This window comes from Streptomyces sp. NPDC002623 (assembly GCF_053592635.1).
Window position 1 is genome coordinate 341,031 of sequence record NZ_JBSFWB010000006.1, and the last position, 16,614, is coordinate 357,644.

Sequence of the window (16,614 nt, forward strand, 5' to 3'; positions counted from 1 at the left end):
CCTCCCCATGACTGACTCGGCCTTCCCCACCACCAGCCGCGAATGGCGTCTGCTCAGCCGCCCCGTCGGCTGGCCGAAGCCCGAGGACTTCGAGCTGGCCGAGGCGGAGATCCGCCCGCCCGCCGAGGGCGAGGTGCTGGTCCGCAACGCCTACGTCTCCGTCGACCCGTACATGCGCGGCCGCATGAGCAGCGCAAAGTCGTACGTCGCCCCCTTCGAGCTGGGCAAGGCCATGCAGGGCGGGGCGGTCGGCGAGGTCGTCGCCTCCGCCGCCGAGGGCGTCTCCGTCGGCGACCACGTCCTGCACTTCGGCGGCTGGCGCGAGTACGCCACCGTCGACGCCAAGCAGGCCGTCAAGGTCGACCCCGAGGCCGCGCCCCTGTCCACCTACCTCGGCGTCCTCGGCATGACCGGCCTCACCGCCTACGCCGGCCTGCTGCGCACCGCCTCCTTCAAGGAGGGCGACTCCGTCTTCGTGTCGGGCGCGGCCGGCGCCGTCGGCAGCCAGGTCGGCCAGATCGCCAAGCTCAAGGGCGCCTCCCGGGTCATCGGCTCCGCCGGCTCGGACGACAAGGTCAAGCTCCTCGTCGAGGAGTACGGCTTCGACGCGGCCTTCAACTACAAGAACGGCCCCGTGGCCGAGCAGCTGCGCGCGGCCGCTCCCGACGGCGTCGACGTCTACTTCGACAACGTCGGCGGCGACCACCTCGAGGCCGCGATCGGCTCCCTCAACCTGCACGGCAGGATCGCGATCTGCGGCATGATCTCCGTCTACAACAACACCGAGGCCGCCCCCGGCCCGAAGAACCTGGCCCGTCTCATCCAGACCCGCGGCCGTATCGAGGGCCTGCTGGTCGGCGACCACTACGACCTCCAGTCGCAGTTCGTCGCAGAGGTCGGCGGCTGGATCCGCTCCGGTGAGCTGAAGTACCGCGAGACGGTCGTCGAGGGCATCGAGAACAACCTGGAGGCGTTCCTCGGGGTGCTGCGCGGCGACAACACCGGAAAGATGATCGTCAAGCTCTGATCCGGTTCCGATCCGGCCCTGAGCCGGCTCCGATCCGTACGGCGAAGGCCGCACCCCTGGACGACGCTCTTCCAGGAGTGCGGCCTTCGCCCTGTCGTCAGCCGGCCAGTGCCGCCCGGTGCACGGCCGCCACCAGCCGCTCGTTCTCCGGGGCCGCCCCGCCCGGGAAGGCGAACCGGCGTCGCGTGTAGCCGTAGGCCAGCCCGCTGCGCGGGTCCGCGAACGCCTGGCAGCCGCCCGCCCCGCTGTGCCCGAACGCCCCGACGCCCAGGAACGGGTACCAGGTGTCCGCGGTCGCCTGGAAGCCCAGCCCGTACGACTTGTGCGTGCGCGCCACCACGTCGTACCCCACGGAGTGCAGCTGCCCGAACTCCGCCGCCGTGTCCTCCTTCAGCAGCGGCGCCTTCCCGTCGACCTCGCTGATCGCCGCCGCGTACAGCCCGGCCAGCCCGCGCGCCGAGGCGACCCCGCCCACCGAGGCCGGCCCCTTGGCTCGGATCAGGGGGTCGTTCGGCAGGAGTTCGATGTCGGTCGGCTCGGCGGTGTGGCGGTTGAAGGCGACCGCGGCGAGCGTGTGCGGCCCGCCGGGCAGCGAGTCGAACAGCGCCCGCTGCTCGGCGGTCGGCGCCATCGGCTGCGCGGCCCTGAAGCGCGGCTCGTGCACCGCGGGCAGCCCCAGGAAGAAGTCCAGCCCGTACGGGGCGCGCACCCGCTCCTCGTACACCTCCTGGAGCGTACGGCCCGTGGCCCGCCGTACGACCTCGCCGGTGAGCGCCCCGATGACCAGTGCGTGGTAGCCGAAGGCGGTGCCCGGACGCCAGAACGGCCGTTGGTCGGCCAGCCGTTCGGCGATCTGCCGGTCGTCGGCCAGCTCCTGCGGGGAGAACCCGCCGTCCGTGCCGATCACGCCCGCCCGATGCGCGAGCAGTTCGCGCAGGGTCAGCGCGCCCTTGCCCTCGGCGGCGAACTCGGGCCAGTAGTAGGTGACTTTGCGGTCCAGCTCCAGGGTGCCCTCCTGGACGAGGAGCGCGACCACCAGATGGGCGGCGCCCTTGGTCGACGAGTAGACGCCGTAGAGGGAGTCAGGGGCATCGGGGGAGCCGGGGGAGTCGGCGTCGGCACCGGGCACCCACAGGTCGACGACCCGCCGGCCGTGCACATACGCGCACAACTGGCCTTCGTAGTCGGGCCGTTGCGCCGCCTCCTCCGCCACGAACGCGGCGAACTCCTCCCGCACCGCTTCGAATCCGTCGGCGACGCTGCCGTGGATCTCCTGGGTCGTCCGAGTCAATCGAGTCATCCGTTCTCCTCAACCAGCCCGCTGCTTGCGTGTGCCATGGTGATCAACGCCTGTGCGACCTGCGGGAACTCGCCCTTCGGATGGTCCCGGAAGAGAGGTTCCGTGCCGAACAGGACGGCATGCGGCCCGCTGACGACCGCCGGCTGTCCGGCCGCGGCGGCGGGTCCGCCCGAGCCGTCGGCCAGGGCCCGCCAGTGGCCGGAGACGAGCGGGTTCCCGGCGGCGTACGACTGCTCGACGCGCACCCCGGAGCCGAGACCGGTGAACCAGACCGGTGCGTAGACGAAGCTGTGACCGGGTGCCGCGACGGCCACCGGACCGCCCGAACTCACCACCCGGACCACGCCGTTGGCATCCCCGTTGCCCTCGACGGCCGTGACGTCCAGCAGCCCGGCGCCGGTGCCGACCGAGGCTCCGCCGACGCCCCGGCCGACCAGACCGTGACCGGCCAGGAAGGCGTCCAGGGCGTTGCGGGCGGGCGCGCCGAGAGCGGCCCGGTCGAGCCCGGCGGACACGAACAGCACGTCCACCGACGACCAGTCGAAGCCGGCGTCGAGAACGGCCGTCGAGACGGGCGTGACGTCGAAGCCCATCTCCCGCAGCGCGAACAGCTCGCCCGGGGTGACGGCGGCGGCGACGCGCACCGGATGCAGCGCGGTCGTCGTGCCGGCGGGTCCCGCGGCCGTGAAGGAGACGTCGTAGGCCCGTGCCGCGACACCGGCCTGCCTGCGCGCCGACGCGGGCACGACGACGCTGCCGTCCGCGGCCCGCCGTACCGGAATCCCTTGCCGCAGCAGGGAGTTGAGCGCGGCCACGGCGCTCGGGTCGTCGAGCCGCAGCCGCAGGTCGCCGCGCGGGGCGACGGCGGCGACCGGGGTCGCGGCGGAGACGGGCCGCAGGGCGAGCCCCGCCAGGCCGCCACCGGTCACCGGCACGACCTCGGCTCCCCAGAGCCGCCCCAGACTCCAGCCCGAGATGTCGTACATCACCGACACCTTGTCGCTGATGTCCCGCCCGTCGGCGAGCAGCACGTTCGCCATTCCCCGCTTGGGCTGGTGCAGGTCGACGACGTAGGAGCCCGCCGGATACGTCCGCCCGCCGAGCCGGACGGCGCGCGTGGCGCGGGTGACGCGGACGTCGTTGGCCAGGAGGTGGTCGACGAGACGGGCGGTGGCCGTGGCTGCCTTGCCCGCCGGGAGGACGTAGGCGCGCGGGAAGGCCGTCGTGTAGACGTCCTCCGGGCCGATGCCCGGCACCCCCGGGACGGTCTGCGCCGACACCGGCACCTGTGCCGCGCCGACGGAGCCGCGCCGGAACACCTCGATCTGGTCGGCGACCAGCGAGGCGCGGTGGGTCCGCACGAAGTCGAGGGTGGCGCGCAGGGCCGCCCCCGCCACGTCGACGTTGATCGCGGAACGCCGGCGCAGCTCCGTCACCGGCAGCGTGTTGTAGGCGGAGTTGTTGACGGCCAACGGGATCTCCACGGTGTGCGCGGCGACCGTGCCGTGGAAGGCCGCGTACTGCGGGGTGAAGATCGGGGGCCAGTCGTCCCAGCCCTCCTCCTGGTCCCGGAACGGGATCTGGGCGGGCTGCACGCCGTCCTTCGCGGGCGTGTAGCCGAGGCCGTTGACGGCGGCCTCCATGCCGAGGGCGTTGGCGTAGCTGTTCTTCAGGAAGAGGTCGTACTCGTAGTTCTCGCCGTGCGGCGGGGTGGTCGGCTCGATGAGGGTGCCGTTGACATAGCCGTGCAGGTCCAGCATGACGGCGGGCTGCTTGTCGATCTCGATCTGCCGCATCGCGCGCGCCTCGGGCTGCGAGGCGGTGACGAAGTCCCGGTTGAGGTCGAAGCCGTTGGCGTTCGCCCGGGTGCCGGCGATCCGGCCGTCCGGGTTGGCCGTGATGTTGAAGTAGAGGCGGCTGTGCGCGAGCAAGTCCTTCGTCCGCGCGTCGTTCGCGGTGGCGAGGCGCTCGACGAGGGCGAGGGACGCGTCGGTGCCCTCCCACTCGTTGCCGTGGATGTTGTTGTTGAAGAAGACCGGGGCCTTGTAGCCGGCCTTGATCTCCTTGCTCCGGGCCGCCGTGGCCGGCGCGTTCTCGATGAGCTCGCGCATCCGTTCCTGGGCCTGCGCCTGACGGACGGTCTCCGGGGCGGTGACGGTGACCAGATAGAGCCGGTGCCCGCCCGCCGACCGCCCCGCGACCTCCACGCTCACCCGGTCGCCGAGGGCCTGGAGGGCGTTCAGCTTCGGGGCGATGGCGTGGTACGGGGTGAGGCCGAGCTTGAGGGACTTGTCGGCGGGGTTCTCGGGATCGGCGGCGAGGGTCTGTCGGCGCGGGTAGCCGCGGACGCCGGTCCTGGCTGCCGCCGGTGCGGTCAGGGCGCGTTGAGCCGCGCTCTGCGGGGAGGCGGCGGCCGTGCGGTCGAGGGCGGAACCCGCGGAACCCTCCCGGGTGACGGGTTTCGGGTCGGCGCCGGCGGGGTGGGGGGTGAGCAGGAGAGAGCCCGTCGCGGCGAGCGCGAGGGCGCTGATCAGAACAGGTCGGGCAGGGTAGGTGCTCGTGGTGCGCACGTGTACCTCCTCTGGACTTGCCGAGATCGTTGCTTCCGAAGAGCGGTACGGCGAGGTGTACCCGTTCGACTCAACTGCAACAAGAGGGTGTTGGTGTCACCGATACCCCGGATGGCCTAGGAGAGCTGTTCGAGCACGACCGATAGGGTTCGGACATGCACGATCTTGGGCTGGGGTTCACGTACCTCCTGAAGGGCCAGCGGTGGGTGGCCCGGCACGGCAAGCAGTACGGGTTCGGGCTCGTTCCCGGCCTGATCACGCTCGTCCTCTACGCGGCGGCGCTGGTGGCGCTCGCGGTGTGGGGCGAGGACTTCGTCGGCTGGGCGACGCCGTTCGCCGACGACTGGACGAGCCCCTGGCGCGGCCTGTTCCGCGGCTTCCTCACCGTCGTGCTGTTCGCCCTCGGCCTACTGCTGGCCGTCCTCACCTTCACCGCGGTCACCCTGCTCATCGGGCAGCCGTTCTACGAGAGCCTCTCCGAGACGGTCGACCGGGACGTCTCGCCCGACGGCGTCGCCCCGGAGTCCGGGCTGCCGCTCTGGCGCGAACTGTGGATCTCCGCCCGCGACAGCCTCCGGGTCCTGGCCCGGGCCCTGGTGTGGGCGGTGCTGCTGTTCGCCCTCGGGTTCATCCCGGTCGTCGGCCAGACCGTCGTCCCGGTGATCGGGTTCATCGTCACCGGCTTCTTCCTCACCGAGGAACTCGCCGCCGTCGCCCTCCAGCGCCGGGACGTCGACCTGCGCGACCGACTCGCCCTGTTCCGCTCCCGCAAGACCCTGATCTGGGGCTTCGGCACACCCCTGGGCCTGGCCTTCCTGGTCCCCTTCGTCGCGGTGTTCCTGATGCCGGGCGCGGTCGCGGGCGCCACCCTGCTGGCCCGCGAACTGCTCGGCGAGGAGATCCGCGAGGAGGCGGGCGCGCCCGAAGAGGAGGACGTCACGTCATGACCGAACTGTTCGCCGTCGCTCTCATCACCGTGCTGGCCGTCATCGCCCCCGGCGCCGACTTCGCGATGATCGTCCGCAACAGCTATCTCTACGGCCGTCGTACGGGACTGTTCGCGGCCACCGGGGTCGCCGCGGGCGTCCTCGTGCACGTCACGTACACGATGCTCGGCGTGGGCCTGCTGATCGCGTCCTCGACGTTCCTCTTCACGATCATCAAGCTGATCGGCGCCGCCTACCTCGTCTACATCGGCGTCCGCACCTTCCGCACCCGCGGCGAGGTCGAGATCGATCTGACCGGGAAGACCGAACTGACCCCGCTCGCCGCGCTGCGCACCGGCTTCCTCACCAACGTCCTCAACCCCAAGACGACCCTGTTCGTCGTCTCGACGTTCTCCCAGGTCGTCAGCCCCGGCACCCCGGCCCACCAGCAGGTCGGCTACGGCCTGTTCATGTCGCTGGCCCACCTGCTGTGGTTCGGTGTGGTCGCCGTCTTCTTCTCCCAGGACCGGATGCGCACGCTGATGCTGCGCGGTCAGAAGGTCCTCAACAAGGTCATCGGCTCGGTCCTGGCGGGCCTCGGCGTCAGTCTCGCGTTCGCTCCGTCGCACTGACCGCCACGGTCAGGATCGCCCGCACCTGGGCGACGATGTCCAGCCGGTTGCGCACGAACTCGGCATCGGTCACCTCCGTGGTGTTGCCGGCCGCGAACTGCAGGACCGGCGTGTGCACATGCCCGCCCGGCAGGCTGTCGTGCAGGCCCAGCCGGTCGCGCAGCAGGGTGGCCCGGTAGGCGATCTCGTTGGAGAGGTAGTTCCCGCCGCCCCCGGACCGCGCGGTCGACCCCGCCGTCGGCCCGTCCGGCCGCACCACCGCGACCGTGCCGCCGGCCGGGATCTCCGTGACGCTCGTGTTGTCGTAGACCGGGAACCGGCCGGTGTCCGCCGCCACGATCGCCGGGTACGGCAGGGTCGTCGTCGTCCACTGCGGCTGCGAGGCGGGGTCGGCGACCGGGACCGTCTCCGTCCGCCCGATGTTGTCGTTGTCGGGGAAGCCGCCGCGCCAGGCCCCGTTGGTGCGCTCCACGTCGAACCGGCCGACGCGGCCCTGGCTGACGGTCGTGAACAGGTCGACGTGCGGCAGATACGGCCGCAGGGTGCGCTCCACCGTGCCCTCCGCGAAGTCCTGCCAGCGCACCGGGAAGACGGCCGTCTCCACCCGGGCCGGCCCGTCCGCGGTGTCGATCACCGTGCCGTCGAGGGCGAGCGCGGTGGCCCCGGACGGGTTGGAGATCCGGATGTCCCGGTCCAGGGTGAACGGGTCGAAGCCGGTGACCAGGACCCGCTTGAGCCCCTTGGCGTGCGCCGGGTAGCGGATGTCGCTCTGGCCGCGGGAGGTGCGCTCCAAGGCGTCGAGCAGCGCGGTCCGTTGGCGCTCGGTGACCGTGAACGCGGGCTCCCAGGTGCGGACCTCGCTCGTCATGCCGAGCCGTGCCCAGTACAGCGGCCGGTCGTCGTCCCGGCTGAGGTCCCCGCCGGCCGGACCGCGCCCCTGTACCCGGTCCACCGCCCGCCGCCACAGGGCCGCGCCCTCCCGGTCGACGAGCCGCCGGGCCTGGGCGTAGGAGTGCGAGGCCTGCAACAGCCGGGCGAACCGCGGCGCCACCGCGTCGAACCCGGACCGGGCGAGGATCTCCCGAGGGACGGCCCCCGCCAGCCGCTGTTCCTCGACGGTGGGCGCGGGCGCCGTCTCGGCCGCGGCCCTGGCGGTGGGGGAGGAGAGCCCGGCCAACAGGGCCAGGCCGAGGAAACCGACGCGAACTCGTATGGAATGCACGGGGGTTGAGGTCCTTCCGTCGCTGTGGGGGAGAGCGTGGGTGTGGGACGACGGAAGTATCCCGTGACGGGAGTGGTCTACGCCATGCCACGAGGGATCGCGGCCGCCGCCTCCCGCAGCACGGCGACGAACGCCTCCGCAGCCGGAGCGAGCGCGTGTCCCCGCCGCGTCGCCGCGTACACCGCCCGCGCCGGGGCGCCCTCGTCGCGTACCGGCAGCAGCACGACGTCCGGCCGTACGGACGCGGCGGCGAGCGCCGGCACCAGGGCGACGCCGAGACCCGCGGCCACATAGCCCTGCTTGGCCGTCCACTCGGCGACGACGTGCGCCACCCGCGGCCGGAAGCCCTCCCGCAGGGCGGCGTCGAGGAGGGTGCCCTCGGGCCGGGCGGACCCGGAGACCCAGTCGGCGTCGGCGAGTTCGCCCAGCCGCACCGGCCGACGGCGGCCCGAGAGGGGATGCCCGGCCGGCACGGCGACGTACAGGGACTCGTCCAGGAGGTGCTGCAGGGCGTACGGCTCCAGCGAAGTGCGGCCGGTCGTGGACACCACCGCCAGGTCGAGGTGCCCGGCGTCCAGCCGCTCCAGCAGAGCCGGTGTGAGCCCCTCCTCCCGGGTGACCCGCACCCGCGGACAGCGGACCCCGAACGCGGCCAGCGTCTGCGGCACCAGCGCCGCGTCCGCCGTCGGGAACGCCCCGAACCGCAGCCGCCCGCCCGCGCCCTCCCGCAGCGCGGCCAACTCCCGCCGCGCCCCCTGCACGGCCTCGGCGACGGACTCCGCGTACGGCACCAACGCCCGCCCGGCCTCCGTCAGCCGCACCCCCCGGGGCAGCCGGTCGAACAGCGGACCCCCGCCCAACGCCCCCTCCAGCGAGGAGATCTGCCGCGACACCGCGGACTGCGTCCACCCCAGGGTCCGCGCGGCCCCCGTGAACGACCCGCCCCGCGCGACCTCCAGGAACGCCCGCAGCCACAGGGTGGACAGATCGCTCTCCGGGAACCGCGGCCCAAGCGCGCCGTACGCCCCATGCACCCCATGCGCCCCATGCACCCCATGCACCCCACGCTCTTCCTGCTCTGTATGCGAGTTCGGCATGGCTGCCATGCTAGACATTCGCTTGTCGCATCACCGGGGCGGACCTAGCGTCGACGGCATGGAGAAGACCGCACCGCACGTCACCCTCGACAACCCCGCCACCGCGCCCCAACCGCTCAGCCCCTACTACTCCCAGGTCGCCCGCGTCCGGCAGGCCGACGGCAGCGCCCTGCTGTTCCTCTCCGGTCAGATCGCCGAGGGCGCGACGCTCGCCGAGCAGAGCCGGGGCGTGTTCGAGACCATCGACGCCCTGCTGAAGGCCCACGGGGCCGGCCTGGCCGACGTCATCAACATCCGTACGTACCTCACCGACATCTCCCGCCTCGAGGAATACGGCGCAGTGCGGCGGGAGTTCCTCACCGGGACCCCGCCCACCAGCATGACCTTCGAGGTGCCGCGGCTGTTCCGGCCGGAGGCGCAGATCGAGATCGAGGTCGTGGCGGCGGTGACCGGCGGCTAGGACCGCATGGGACCGCACGCGGCCGCAACAGGGCCGCTCGGGCCGCCTAGGCCCCGCCCGGCTCCTCGCCCAGCAGGTGCAGGAAGTCGCGGAACGCGCCCGGCATGTCCACCGACTCCGGGTCCAGCAGCCACTGGTACTGCAGGCCGTCCATCACCGCCACCAGCAGCGGGGCCGTGCGCTCCGGGGTGAGGCCGTTCGGGAGGCGGTCGCCGTACTCGGCGCGCAGCGCCGCCGCCATGGTGGCCCGTACCTGTGTGTACCGCTCGGTGAAGTACTCCCGCGCCGGATGCCCCTCCGTGACGCTCTCGCCGAGCAGCGCCGAGAAGGTCTGGATGATGGCCGGCCGCATCGCGTTGTACTCGACCAGCGAGGCCAGCAGATCCACCCGCCACCGGGTGTCCGGCACGGCGTCCCACTGGTCGCGCTCCTGAAGCACCGCCACCAGCAGCGCGTCCTTCGTCGGGAAGTGGTGCAGCAGCCCCTGCTGGGTCAGTCCGACCCGCTCGGCCACTGCGGCCAGGCTCGCCCCCCGGTAACCGCGTTCGGCGATCACCTCCAGGGCCGCCCGGACGATCTCGGCCCGCCGCTCCTGGCTCCTGGTACGCGCGCTCATGCCGTCACCGTAGCGGCATCCGGGCCACTGAATATAACGGCTGGATAACGAAACCTACCGCTCTACAGGTGACCGTGCAGGATGGAGGTGCACGATGAAGGCGTCGGCACGGCACGGCGCCTCACGGCACGTCACTCAACGAGGAGGCACCGCATGGCGGGAACCGAGGAGGGCCGGGAAGCGGCCGTCGAGAGCGCTCTCGGCAAGCTCGACCTGGACGCCAAGACCCGGCTGCTGGCCGGCCAGGACGTGTGGTCGCTGCCCGAGCTGCCCGAGATCGGCCTGAGCTCCCTCGTCATGTCCGACGGCCCCGTGGGCGTCCGGGGCGTGCGCTGGACCGCCGACGACCCGTCCGTCGCCCTGCCCTCCCCGACCGCCCTCGCCGCCGCCTGGGACCCGGAACTCGCCCACCGCGCGGGCGTCCTGCTCGCCCAGGAGGCCCGCCGCAAGGGCGTCCACGTGTTGCTCGCCCCCACGGTCAACCTGCACCGCTCCCCGCTCGGCGGCCGCCACTTCGAGGCCTACAGCGAGGACCCGTACCTGACCGGCGTGATCGGCGCGGGCTATGTGAACGGCGTCCAGTCCGGCGGCGTCGGCACCACCGTCAAGCACTTCGTGGCCAACGACGCCGAGACCGACCGCTTCACCGTGAACAACCTCGTCGGCGAACGCGCCCTGCGCGAGCTGTACCTCGCGCCCTTCGAGGCCATCGTCGAGCACGCCCGCCCCTGGGGCGTCATGACCGCCTACAACAGGGTCGACGGCACCACGATGACCGAGCACCACCGGCTCGTGAACGAGGTCCTGCGCGGCGAATGGGGCTTCGACGGCTTCAACGTCTCCGACTGGATGGCCGCCCGCGACACCGTGGGCGCGCTCCGCGGCGGCCTGGACGTGGCCATGCCCGGCCCGCAGACCGTCTACGGCCCCGCACTGGCCCAGGCGGTACGCGACGGCCGCCTCGACGAGTCCGAGGTCGACGACGCCGTACGCCGCGTCCTGCGCCTGGCCGCCCGCGTCGGCGCCCTCGCGGACGCCGAACCGGCCGTCACCGCGCTCCCCGCCCCGGTCGACGGCGAGGCCCTGGCCCGCGAACTGGCCCGCCGCTCCTTCGTCCTGGTCCGCAACGAGGCAGGCGCGCTCCCGCTCAGGCCCGGCACGGTCGCCCTCATCGGCGCCGCCGCCCGCGACGCCCGCGTCCTCGGCGGCGGCTCGGCCACCGTCTTCCCGGCCCGCACGGTCTCCCCGCTGGACGGCCTGACCGCGGCCCTCCCCGAGGGCGCTCTCACCTACGCCGTGGGCGCCGACCCCACCACCGAACTCGCGGTCGCAGGCCAGGGCTTCGAGCTGCGGACGGTCTGCCGGGACGCGGCCGGAGAGGTCATCGGCACCGGCTCCGCGCCGGGCGGTCTGATCCAGTGGATGGGCTCGGACCTCCCCGCGGGCGTCACCCACGACAACCTCCACACCGTCGAGCTGACCGGCGTCTTCACCCCGCGTGAGAGCGGCCCGCACACCTTCGGCATCAAGGGCGCCGGCGCCTTCACCCTCACTGTCGCCGGGACGACGTACTTCGACGACGTTCAGCTCCCCGCCGACGGCACCGACCCCTTCGAGTCGTTCTTCGGCGCCCCGGCCCCCCGCGCCCAGGCCGAACTGACCGCCGGGGAACCCGTCGAGGTCTCCCTCACCCATGTCTTCGCGCTCCCCGAGGACATCCCCTTCAAGGTCCTCGCCTTCGCCCTGGCCCACCAGGGCCCGCAGCGCGACCCCGACGAGCTGATCGCCGAGGCCGCGGAGACGGCGCGAGCCGCGGACACCGCCGTCGTCGTGGTCGCCACCACCGACCGCGTCGAGTCCGAGGGCTTCGACCGCAGGGACCTCCGCCTCCCCGGCCGGCAGGACGACCTGGTGCGCGCCGTCGCCGCCGCCAACCCGAACACCGTCGTGGTCGTCAACGCGGGCTCCCCGGTGGAACTGCCGTGGCGCGAGGACGTCGCCGCCGTCCTGCTCACCTGGTTCCCCGGCCAGGAGGGCGGCGCGGCGCTGGCGGACGTCCTGACCGGCGCCCATGAACCCGGCGGCCGTCTCCCCACCACCTGGGGCTCGCTCGCCGACGCCCCCGTCACCGAGGTCACCCCCACCGACGGCGAACTCCCTTACACCGAAGGCGTCTTCATCGGCTACCGCGTCTGGGAGAAGGAGCACCGCACCCCGGCCTACCCCTTCGGCCACGGCCTCGGCTACACCGACTGGACGTACGAGTCGGTCGCCATCACGGGCTCCACGGTCAAGGTGCGGCTGCGCAACAGCGGCGAGCGCACGGGCCGTGAGGTCGTGCAGATCTACCTCGCACCGACCGGACCGGCCCCGGCGGCCGCCCGCCCGGCGCCCGAACGCCCCGCCCGCTGGCTGGCCGGCTTCGCCGCCGTCGAGGCCGGCCCGGGGGAGAGCGTCGAGGTCACCGTCGACATCCCGCACCGCGCCTTCGAGGTGTGGGACGAGGCGGATCACCGATGGTTCTTTGTGAAGGGTTCGTACGAAATCCAGGTGGGTCGCTCGATCGCCGACCGTAGGATCACCGCGACGATTAACGTGTGACCCGGCGCCTGTCGCCCCACGAACAGCCCCGGTCCGGGACCTGACCCCTGGACCGGGGCAACATCTTTTTCTCGGACTTGTCCTCGGAGGTGGCGGCGCGCTGTCGGCGGGCTAGCGCAGCGAGAAGCCGTACACCGTCTCCGATCGGTACTCCGCGCCCGGCCGCAGCACGGTGCTCGGGAACTCCGGCCGGTTCGGGGAGTCGGGGAAGGCCTGCGTCTCCAGCGCGATCCCCTCGCCGGGCACGAAGGGCTCGCCCAGGTGGTCGGCGGTGTACAGCTGCAGCCCCGGCTCGGTCGTCGCCACCGTCAGCACCCGCCCGGACGCCGGATCGTGCAGCTCCGCCACCTCGACCGGCGTGTCCGTGACGCCCTTGTCGAGCACGAAGTTGTGGTCGTAGCCGGTGCCGACCTTGCGGGCCGCGCGGAAGTCGAAGCGGCCGTCCGCCACCTGCGCGAGCTCACCCGTGGGGATCAGGTCGGCGTCCACCGGCGTGTACCGGGAGGCGGCCAGCCGCAGCTCGTGACCGCCCGCGCTGCCGGTCCCGGGCCCGCCGAGGTTGAAGTAGCTGTGGTTGGTCAGGTTCACCACCGTCGGCGCGTCCGTGACCGCCCGGTAGACGAACCGCAGCGCCCCCGACGCGTCCAGCGTGTACGTCGCCGAGACCTCCAGCCGGCCCGGGAAACCCTCCTCGCCGTGCGCGGCGACCCGGCTCAGCCGCAGCCCGCGCTCGACCGGCTGCACCTCCCACACCCGCTTGTCGAAACCGCGCGACCCGCCGTGCAGGGAGTTGGGCGCGTTGTTGGGCTCCAGCGCGTACGTCACGCCGTCCAGCGGGAAGCGGGCGTGCGCGATCCGGTTGGCGTACCGGCCGATCAACGCGCCGAGGTAGGGCTCCGGGTGCGCGAGATAGCCGTCCAGGTCCGCGAACCCCAACACCACGTTCGCCGCGTGTCCGTCCCGGTCCGGGACCTCGACGGACTGCACGATCCCGCCGTACGACAGAACCCGTACCCGGGTGCCCGCCCGCTCCAGGGTCCAGCGGTGCACCGGGGTGCCGTCGGAAAGTGTTCCGAAGTGTTCGCTCATGAGCAAAACTCTAGGGCAGGCCCAGGTCACGAGGCCTGCGCGGTCACTCCTCGATACGCCATCTCCGCGAGCCGTGCCTGTCCGTCCTTGCTCGGATGGAACCAGTCCCAGTGGCTCAACTGGTCGGCGCCGAACCGGAAGTCGTACACCGCGCCGCCGTCGAACCGGCACCGCACATCCTTCGCGCAGACCTCCTTCAGCACCGTGTTGTAGTCCTCCACCCGCTTCTGCACGGTGTCCCGCCGCAGCGTCGCCGCCGAGTCCAGCGCGTCCGCGTCGGCCAGCATCGACGGACAGATGCCCAGCTTCCACACCTGCTTGCCCAGCGCGTTCGTCCGCCCCTGCGACCACAGGTGCTTCAGGTTCGGCACGCTCGCCACGTACACCTGCGTCTTCGGCAGCGCGCGGCGCAGCGTGCTCAGCGCGTCCTCGAACTGCGCCCGGAAGTCCGCCACCGGCGTCATCGCCTCCGTCGAGGCGCGGCAGGCGTCGTTCGCACCCGCCATCACCGTGACCAACTGCGGTTTCTCGGCCGCCGCCTGCGCCATCTGCCCCGGCACGTCCGCCATCCGCGCGCCGGTCGCCGCGTAGTTCCAGCTGTGCGTGGCCGCCTTCGCCGCGCCCAGCAGCCGCACCGCGAGACTGTTCACCTCGGTGCTGCTGCCCGTCGCCCAGGACACCTCGGGACAGTCCGCGAGGACCGTACACGCGTCGAAGCCACGGGTGATGGAGTCGCCCACCGCCGCGACCGAGTCCGGCGTGGAGTCCCACACCGGGGTCGGCGACGGGGACGGCTTCGCCTGCCGGGCCTGGGTGCCCGAAGCCCCCGAGTCGTCGCCGCTCCCCAGCGCGTCGCAGCCGGCCAGGCCCAGGACGGCCGCCGTCGTGCCCGCGAGCACGGCCCGCGTGTGCCGTTTCCGTTTCCGCATCCGCCGGTGTTCCCCTCGCTCTTCGATCAACGCCCCCGATATGACAACGCGCGGGAGTTCCCGGCGAAACACACCCACAAGATGGAACGCTTCACGCCACTACAGGCGTCCTGCCGAGTGAATGGCGGTGGTTCACGGCACCGGGACCGACGGTACGTCACACTCCTTGCGCCGCCGCACGGTAGCCTCGCCATCAACGCGGCTGCCTGCCACCGCAGCCATGCCAGCCTGCAAGACTGTCCCGCTCTGTCCGGAGGTCCCGGTGACGACACGTGGAGTTCTGTACGTGCACTCCGCGCCGCGCGCGCTGTGCCCGCACGTCGAGTGGGCCGTCGCCGGGGTGCTCGGCACGCGCGTCAGCCTCGACTGGATCCGGCAGCCCGCAGCGCCCGGCACCTGGCGTTCGGAGTTCTCCTGGAAGGGCCAGGCCGGCACCGCCTCCAAGCTCGCCTCCGCGCTGCGCGGCTGGCAGATGCTCCGCTTCGAGGTCACCGCGGAGCCCTGCGCGACCGCCGAGGGCGAGCGCTACAGCTGCACCCCCGACCTCGGCATCTTCCACGCCGTCACCGGAATCCACGGCGACATCCTCATCCCCGAGGACCGCCTGCGCGCGGCTCTGCTCCGCAGCCAGCGCGGCGAGACGGACCTGGAAGCCGAACTCTCCAAACTCCTCGGCAAGCCCTGGGACGACGAACTGGAACCCTTCCGCTACGCGGGAGAAGGAGCCCCGGTGCGCTGGCTGCACCAGGTGGTCTGACGCCGTCCAGCACGAAGGCCCCCCGCCTTGAGGCAGGGGGCCTTCGGTACGTCTGTCAGATCGTCCGGAACGCCAAAACGACGTTGTGCCCACCGAACCCGAACGAGTCGTTGAGGGCCGCGATCCGGCCCTCGACGGGCAGCTTGCGCGCCTCGCCGCGGACGATGTCCGCGTTCGCCTCGGCCTCGGGGTCGAGGTTCTCGACGTTGATGGTCGGCGGAGCGATCCGGTTGTACAGCGCGAGGACCGTCGCGACGGTCTCGACGCCGCCCGCGCCGCCCAGCAGGTGACCGGTCATCGACTTGGTCGCCGAGACGGCCATGTGGTCCGCGTCGTCGCCGAAGACCTTGCGCAGCGCCTTCAGTTCGGCGATGTCACCGGCCGGCGTCGACGTGGCGTGCGCGTTGACGTGCACGATCTCCGCCGGGTCCAGGTCGGTGCTGTCCAGCAGGTGCTGCAGCGCGTGCGAGATGCCGCGGCCCTCGGGCTCCGGCTGCACGATGTCGTGGCTGTCGGCGGAGATGCCCTGTCCGACGGCCTCGGCGTAGACGCGGGCGCCCCGCTGGGCCGCGTGCTCCGCGGACTCCAGGACGATCACGCCGGCGCCCTCGCCCATGACGAAGCCGTCGCGGGCGACGTCGTAGGGACGCGAGGCGCCCTGCGGGTTCTCGTTGTTCTTGGACATCGCCATCATGTTGCCGAACGCGGCGATGGGCAGCGGGTGGATCGCCGCCTCCGTGCCACCGGCGACGACGACGTCGGCGCGGCCGGTACGGATCATCTCGATGGCGTAGCCGATGGCCTCCGCACCCGACGCGCACGCCGAGACCGGAGTGTGCACGCCGGCGCGGGCGCCCACGAGCAGACCCACGTTGGCGGACGGGCTGTTCGGCATCAGCATCGGCACGGTGTGCGGGGAGACGCGGCGGACGCCCTTCTCCTTCAGCACGTCGTACTGGTCGAGGAGGGTGGTCACGCCGCCGATGCCGGAGGCGATGACCGCGCCGAGGCGGTCGGGGTCGACCTTGCCGTCGCTGCCGTCCTCACCGGCCTTGCCGGTGAAGCCGGCGTCCTTCCAGGCTTCCTGGGCCGCGATCAGCGCGAACTGCGCCGAGCGGTCCAGCTTGCGGGCCTGCGGCCGGGGGATGACCTCAAGAGGCTCCACCGCGACCGGGGCCGCGATACGGACGGCCTGGTCGGCCGCCCAGTCCTGCTCCAGGACCTTGACACCGGACTTGCCGGCGACGAGACCCTCCCAGGTAGAGGCTGCGTCGCCACCCAGCGGTGTGGTTGCGCCGATACCGGTGACGACCACGGTGCGATTGGTCGGGCTCACGGATTCATTCTCCAACGTTACGAGGATTCAGCGGCGCCACCGCCGGGTGGCG

The 16,614-nt window shown here is 72.4% G+C and carries 14 protein-coding genes; 6 read left to right on the forward strand and 8 right to left on the reverse strand.

What is annotated here, in order from left to right:
* The first annotated feature begins 7 nt into the window (after positions 1-7).
* Positions 8-1,027, forward strand: coding sequence for an NADP-dependent oxidoreductase (locus ACWD4O_RS13790; RefSeq protein ID WP_451279881.1), 1,020 nt, complete (start codon positions 8-10; stop codon positions 1,025-1,027).
* 97 nt (positions 1,028-1,124) lie between these two features.
* Here ACWD4O_RS13790 and ACWD4O_RS13795 read toward each other — a convergent pair whose 3' ends face one another.
* Both ACWD4O_RS13795 and ACWD4O_RS13800 read right to left on the reverse strand, forming a co-directional pair.
* Positions 1,125-2,327 carry a serine hydrolase domain-containing protein gene (locus ACWD4O_RS13795; protein WP_451279882.1) on the reverse strand — a complete coding sequence of 401 codons (1,203 nt, stop codon included), beginning with the start codon at positions 2,325-2,327 and terminating at the stop codon, positions 1,125-1,127.
* Positions 2,324-4,897, reverse strand: coding sequence for a M14 family zinc carboxypeptidase (locus ACWD4O_RS13800; RefSeq protein ID WP_451279883.1), 2,574 nt, complete (start codon positions 4,895-4,897; stop codon positions 2,324-2,326). The genes ACWD4O_RS13795 and ACWD4O_RS13800 overlap by 4 nt, the downstream gene beginning before the upstream one ends.
* Positions 4,898-5,052: 155 nt before the next feature.
* Between ACWD4O_RS13800 and ACWD4O_RS13805 the strand changes: the two genes are divergently transcribed.
* Complete coding sequence (locus tag ACWD4O_RS13805; protein ID WP_451279884.1) at positions 5,053-5,844, forward strand: EI24 domain-containing protein; 792 nt, start codon at positions 5,053-5,055, stop codon at positions 5,842-5,844.
* Positions 5,841-6,455, forward strand: a complete 615-nt coding sequence (locus ACWD4O_RS13810) for a LysE family translocator (RefSeq protein ID WP_451279885.1) — start codon at positions 5,841-5,843, stop codon at positions 6,453-6,455. Before ACWD4O_RS13805 ends, ACWD4O_RS13810 begins: the two co-directional genes overlap by 4 nt.
* On the opposite strand, the gene ACWD4O_RS13815 is transcribed toward ACWD4O_RS13810, so the two are convergent.
* Both ACWD4O_RS13815 and ACWD4O_RS13820 read right to left on the reverse strand, forming a co-directional pair.
* Positions 6,427-7,677, reverse strand: a complete 1,251-nt coding sequence (locus ACWD4O_RS13815; protein ID WP_451279886.1) for a pyroglutamyl peptidase — start codon at positions 7,675-7,677, stop codon at positions 6,427-6,429. The two genes, ACWD4O_RS13810 and ACWD4O_RS13815, sit on opposite strands and share 29 nt — an antisense overlap.
* 77 nt (positions 7,678-7,754) lie before the next feature.
* A complete protein-coding gene (locus ACWD4O_RS13820; RefSeq protein WP_451279983.1) occupies positions 7,755-8,663 on the reverse strand; it encodes a LysR family transcriptional regulator in 909 nt (302 codons plus the stop codon).
* Between the two features lie 169 nt (positions 8,664-8,832).
* Between ACWD4O_RS13820 and ACWD4O_RS13825 the strand changes: the two genes are divergently transcribed.
* Positions 8,833-9,234: a RidA family protein gene (locus tag ACWD4O_RS13825; RefSeq protein ID WP_451279887.1), complete on the forward strand. Its 402-nt coding sequence runs from the start codon at positions 8,833-8,835 to the stop codon at positions 9,232-9,234.
* A gap of 46 nt (positions 9,235-9,280) precedes the next feature.
* Here the strand turns inward: ACWD4O_RS13825 and ACWD4O_RS13830 are convergent, their stop codons facing one another.
* Entirely contained in the window at positions 9,281-9,850 is a 570-nt protein-coding gene (locus ACWD4O_RS13830; protein WP_451279888.1) for a TetR/AcrR family transcriptional regulator, read from the reverse strand.
* A gap of 153 nt (positions 9,851-10,003) precedes the next feature.
* Between ACWD4O_RS13830 and ACWD4O_RS13835 the strand changes: the two genes are divergently transcribed.
* Positions 10,004-12,451, forward strand: coding sequence for a beta-glucosidase (locus ACWD4O_RS13835; protein ID WP_451279889.1), 2,448 nt, complete (start codon positions 10,004-10,006; stop codon positions 12,449-12,451).
* 111 nt (positions 12,452-12,562) lie between these two features.
* Here the strand turns inward: ACWD4O_RS13835 and ACWD4O_RS13840 are convergent, their stop codons facing one another.
* Entirely contained in the window at positions 12,563-13,540 is a 978-nt protein-coding gene (locus ACWD4O_RS13840; protein ID WP_451279890.1) for an aldose epimerase family protein, read from the reverse strand.
* Between the two features lie 26 nt (positions 13,541-13,566).
* A complete protein-coding gene (locus tag ACWD4O_RS13845) occupies positions 13,567-14,469 on the reverse strand; it encodes an SGNH/GDSL hydrolase family protein (protein WP_451279891.1) in 903 nt (300 codons plus the stop codon).
* 262 nt (positions 14,470-14,731) lie between these two features.
* Between ACWD4O_RS13845 and ACWD4O_RS13850 the strand changes: the two genes are divergently transcribed.
* A complete protein-coding gene (locus ACWD4O_RS13850) occupies positions 14,732-15,226 on the forward strand; it encodes a DUF3145 domain-containing protein (protein ID WP_351909103.1) in 495 nt (164 codons plus the stop codon).
* A gap of 55 nt (positions 15,227-15,281) precedes the next feature.
* Here the strand turns inward: ACWD4O_RS13850 and ACWD4O_RS13855 are convergent, their stop codons facing one another.
* Positions 15,282-16,562, reverse strand: coding sequence for a beta-ketoacyl-[acyl-carrier-protein] synthase family protein (locus ACWD4O_RS13855; protein ID WP_351909105.1), 1,281 nt, complete (start codon positions 16,560-16,562; stop codon positions 15,282-15,284).
* Between the last annotated feature and the right edge of the window lie 52 nt (positions 16,563-16,614).

Bases quoted from the DNA above. Each gene is read 5' to 3' on its own strand.
- ACWD4O_RS13790 (WP_451279881.1), top strand. From the start codon at position 8: ATGACTGACTCGGCCTTCCCCACCACCAGCCGCGAATGGCGTCTGCTC.
- ACWD4O_RS13795 (WP_451279882.1), bottom strand. From the start codon at position 2,327: ATGACTCGATTGACTCGGACGACCCAGGAGATCCACGGCAGCGTCGCC.
- ACWD4O_RS13805 (WP_451279884.1), top strand. From the start codon at position 5,053: ATGCACGATCTTGGGCTGGGGTTCACGTACCTCCTGAAGGGCCAGCGG.
- ACWD4O_RS13810 (WP_451279885.1), top strand. From the start codon at position 5,841: ATGACCGAACTGTTCGCCGTCGCTCTCATCACCGTGCTGGCCGTCATC.
- ACWD4O_RS13825 (WP_451279887.1), top strand. From the start codon at position 8,833: ATGGAGAAGACCGCACCGCACGTCACCCTCGACAACCCCGCCACCGCG.
- ACWD4O_RS13830 (WP_451279888.1), bottom strand. From the start codon at position 9,850: ATGAGCGCGCGTACCAGGAGCCAGGAGCGGCGGGCCGAGATCGTCCGG.
- ACWD4O_RS13835 (WP_451279889.1), top strand. From the start codon at position 10,004: ATGGCGGGAACCGAGGAGGGCCGGGAAGCGGCCGTCGAGAGCGCTCTC.
- ACWD4O_RS13840 (WP_451279890.1), bottom strand. From the start codon at position 13,540: ATGAGCGAACACTTCGGAACACTTTCCGACGGCACCCCGGTGCACCGC.
- ACWD4O_RS13845 (WP_451279891.1), bottom strand. From the start codon at position 14,469: ATGCGGAAACGGAAACGGCACACGCGGGCCGTGCTCGCGGGCACGACG.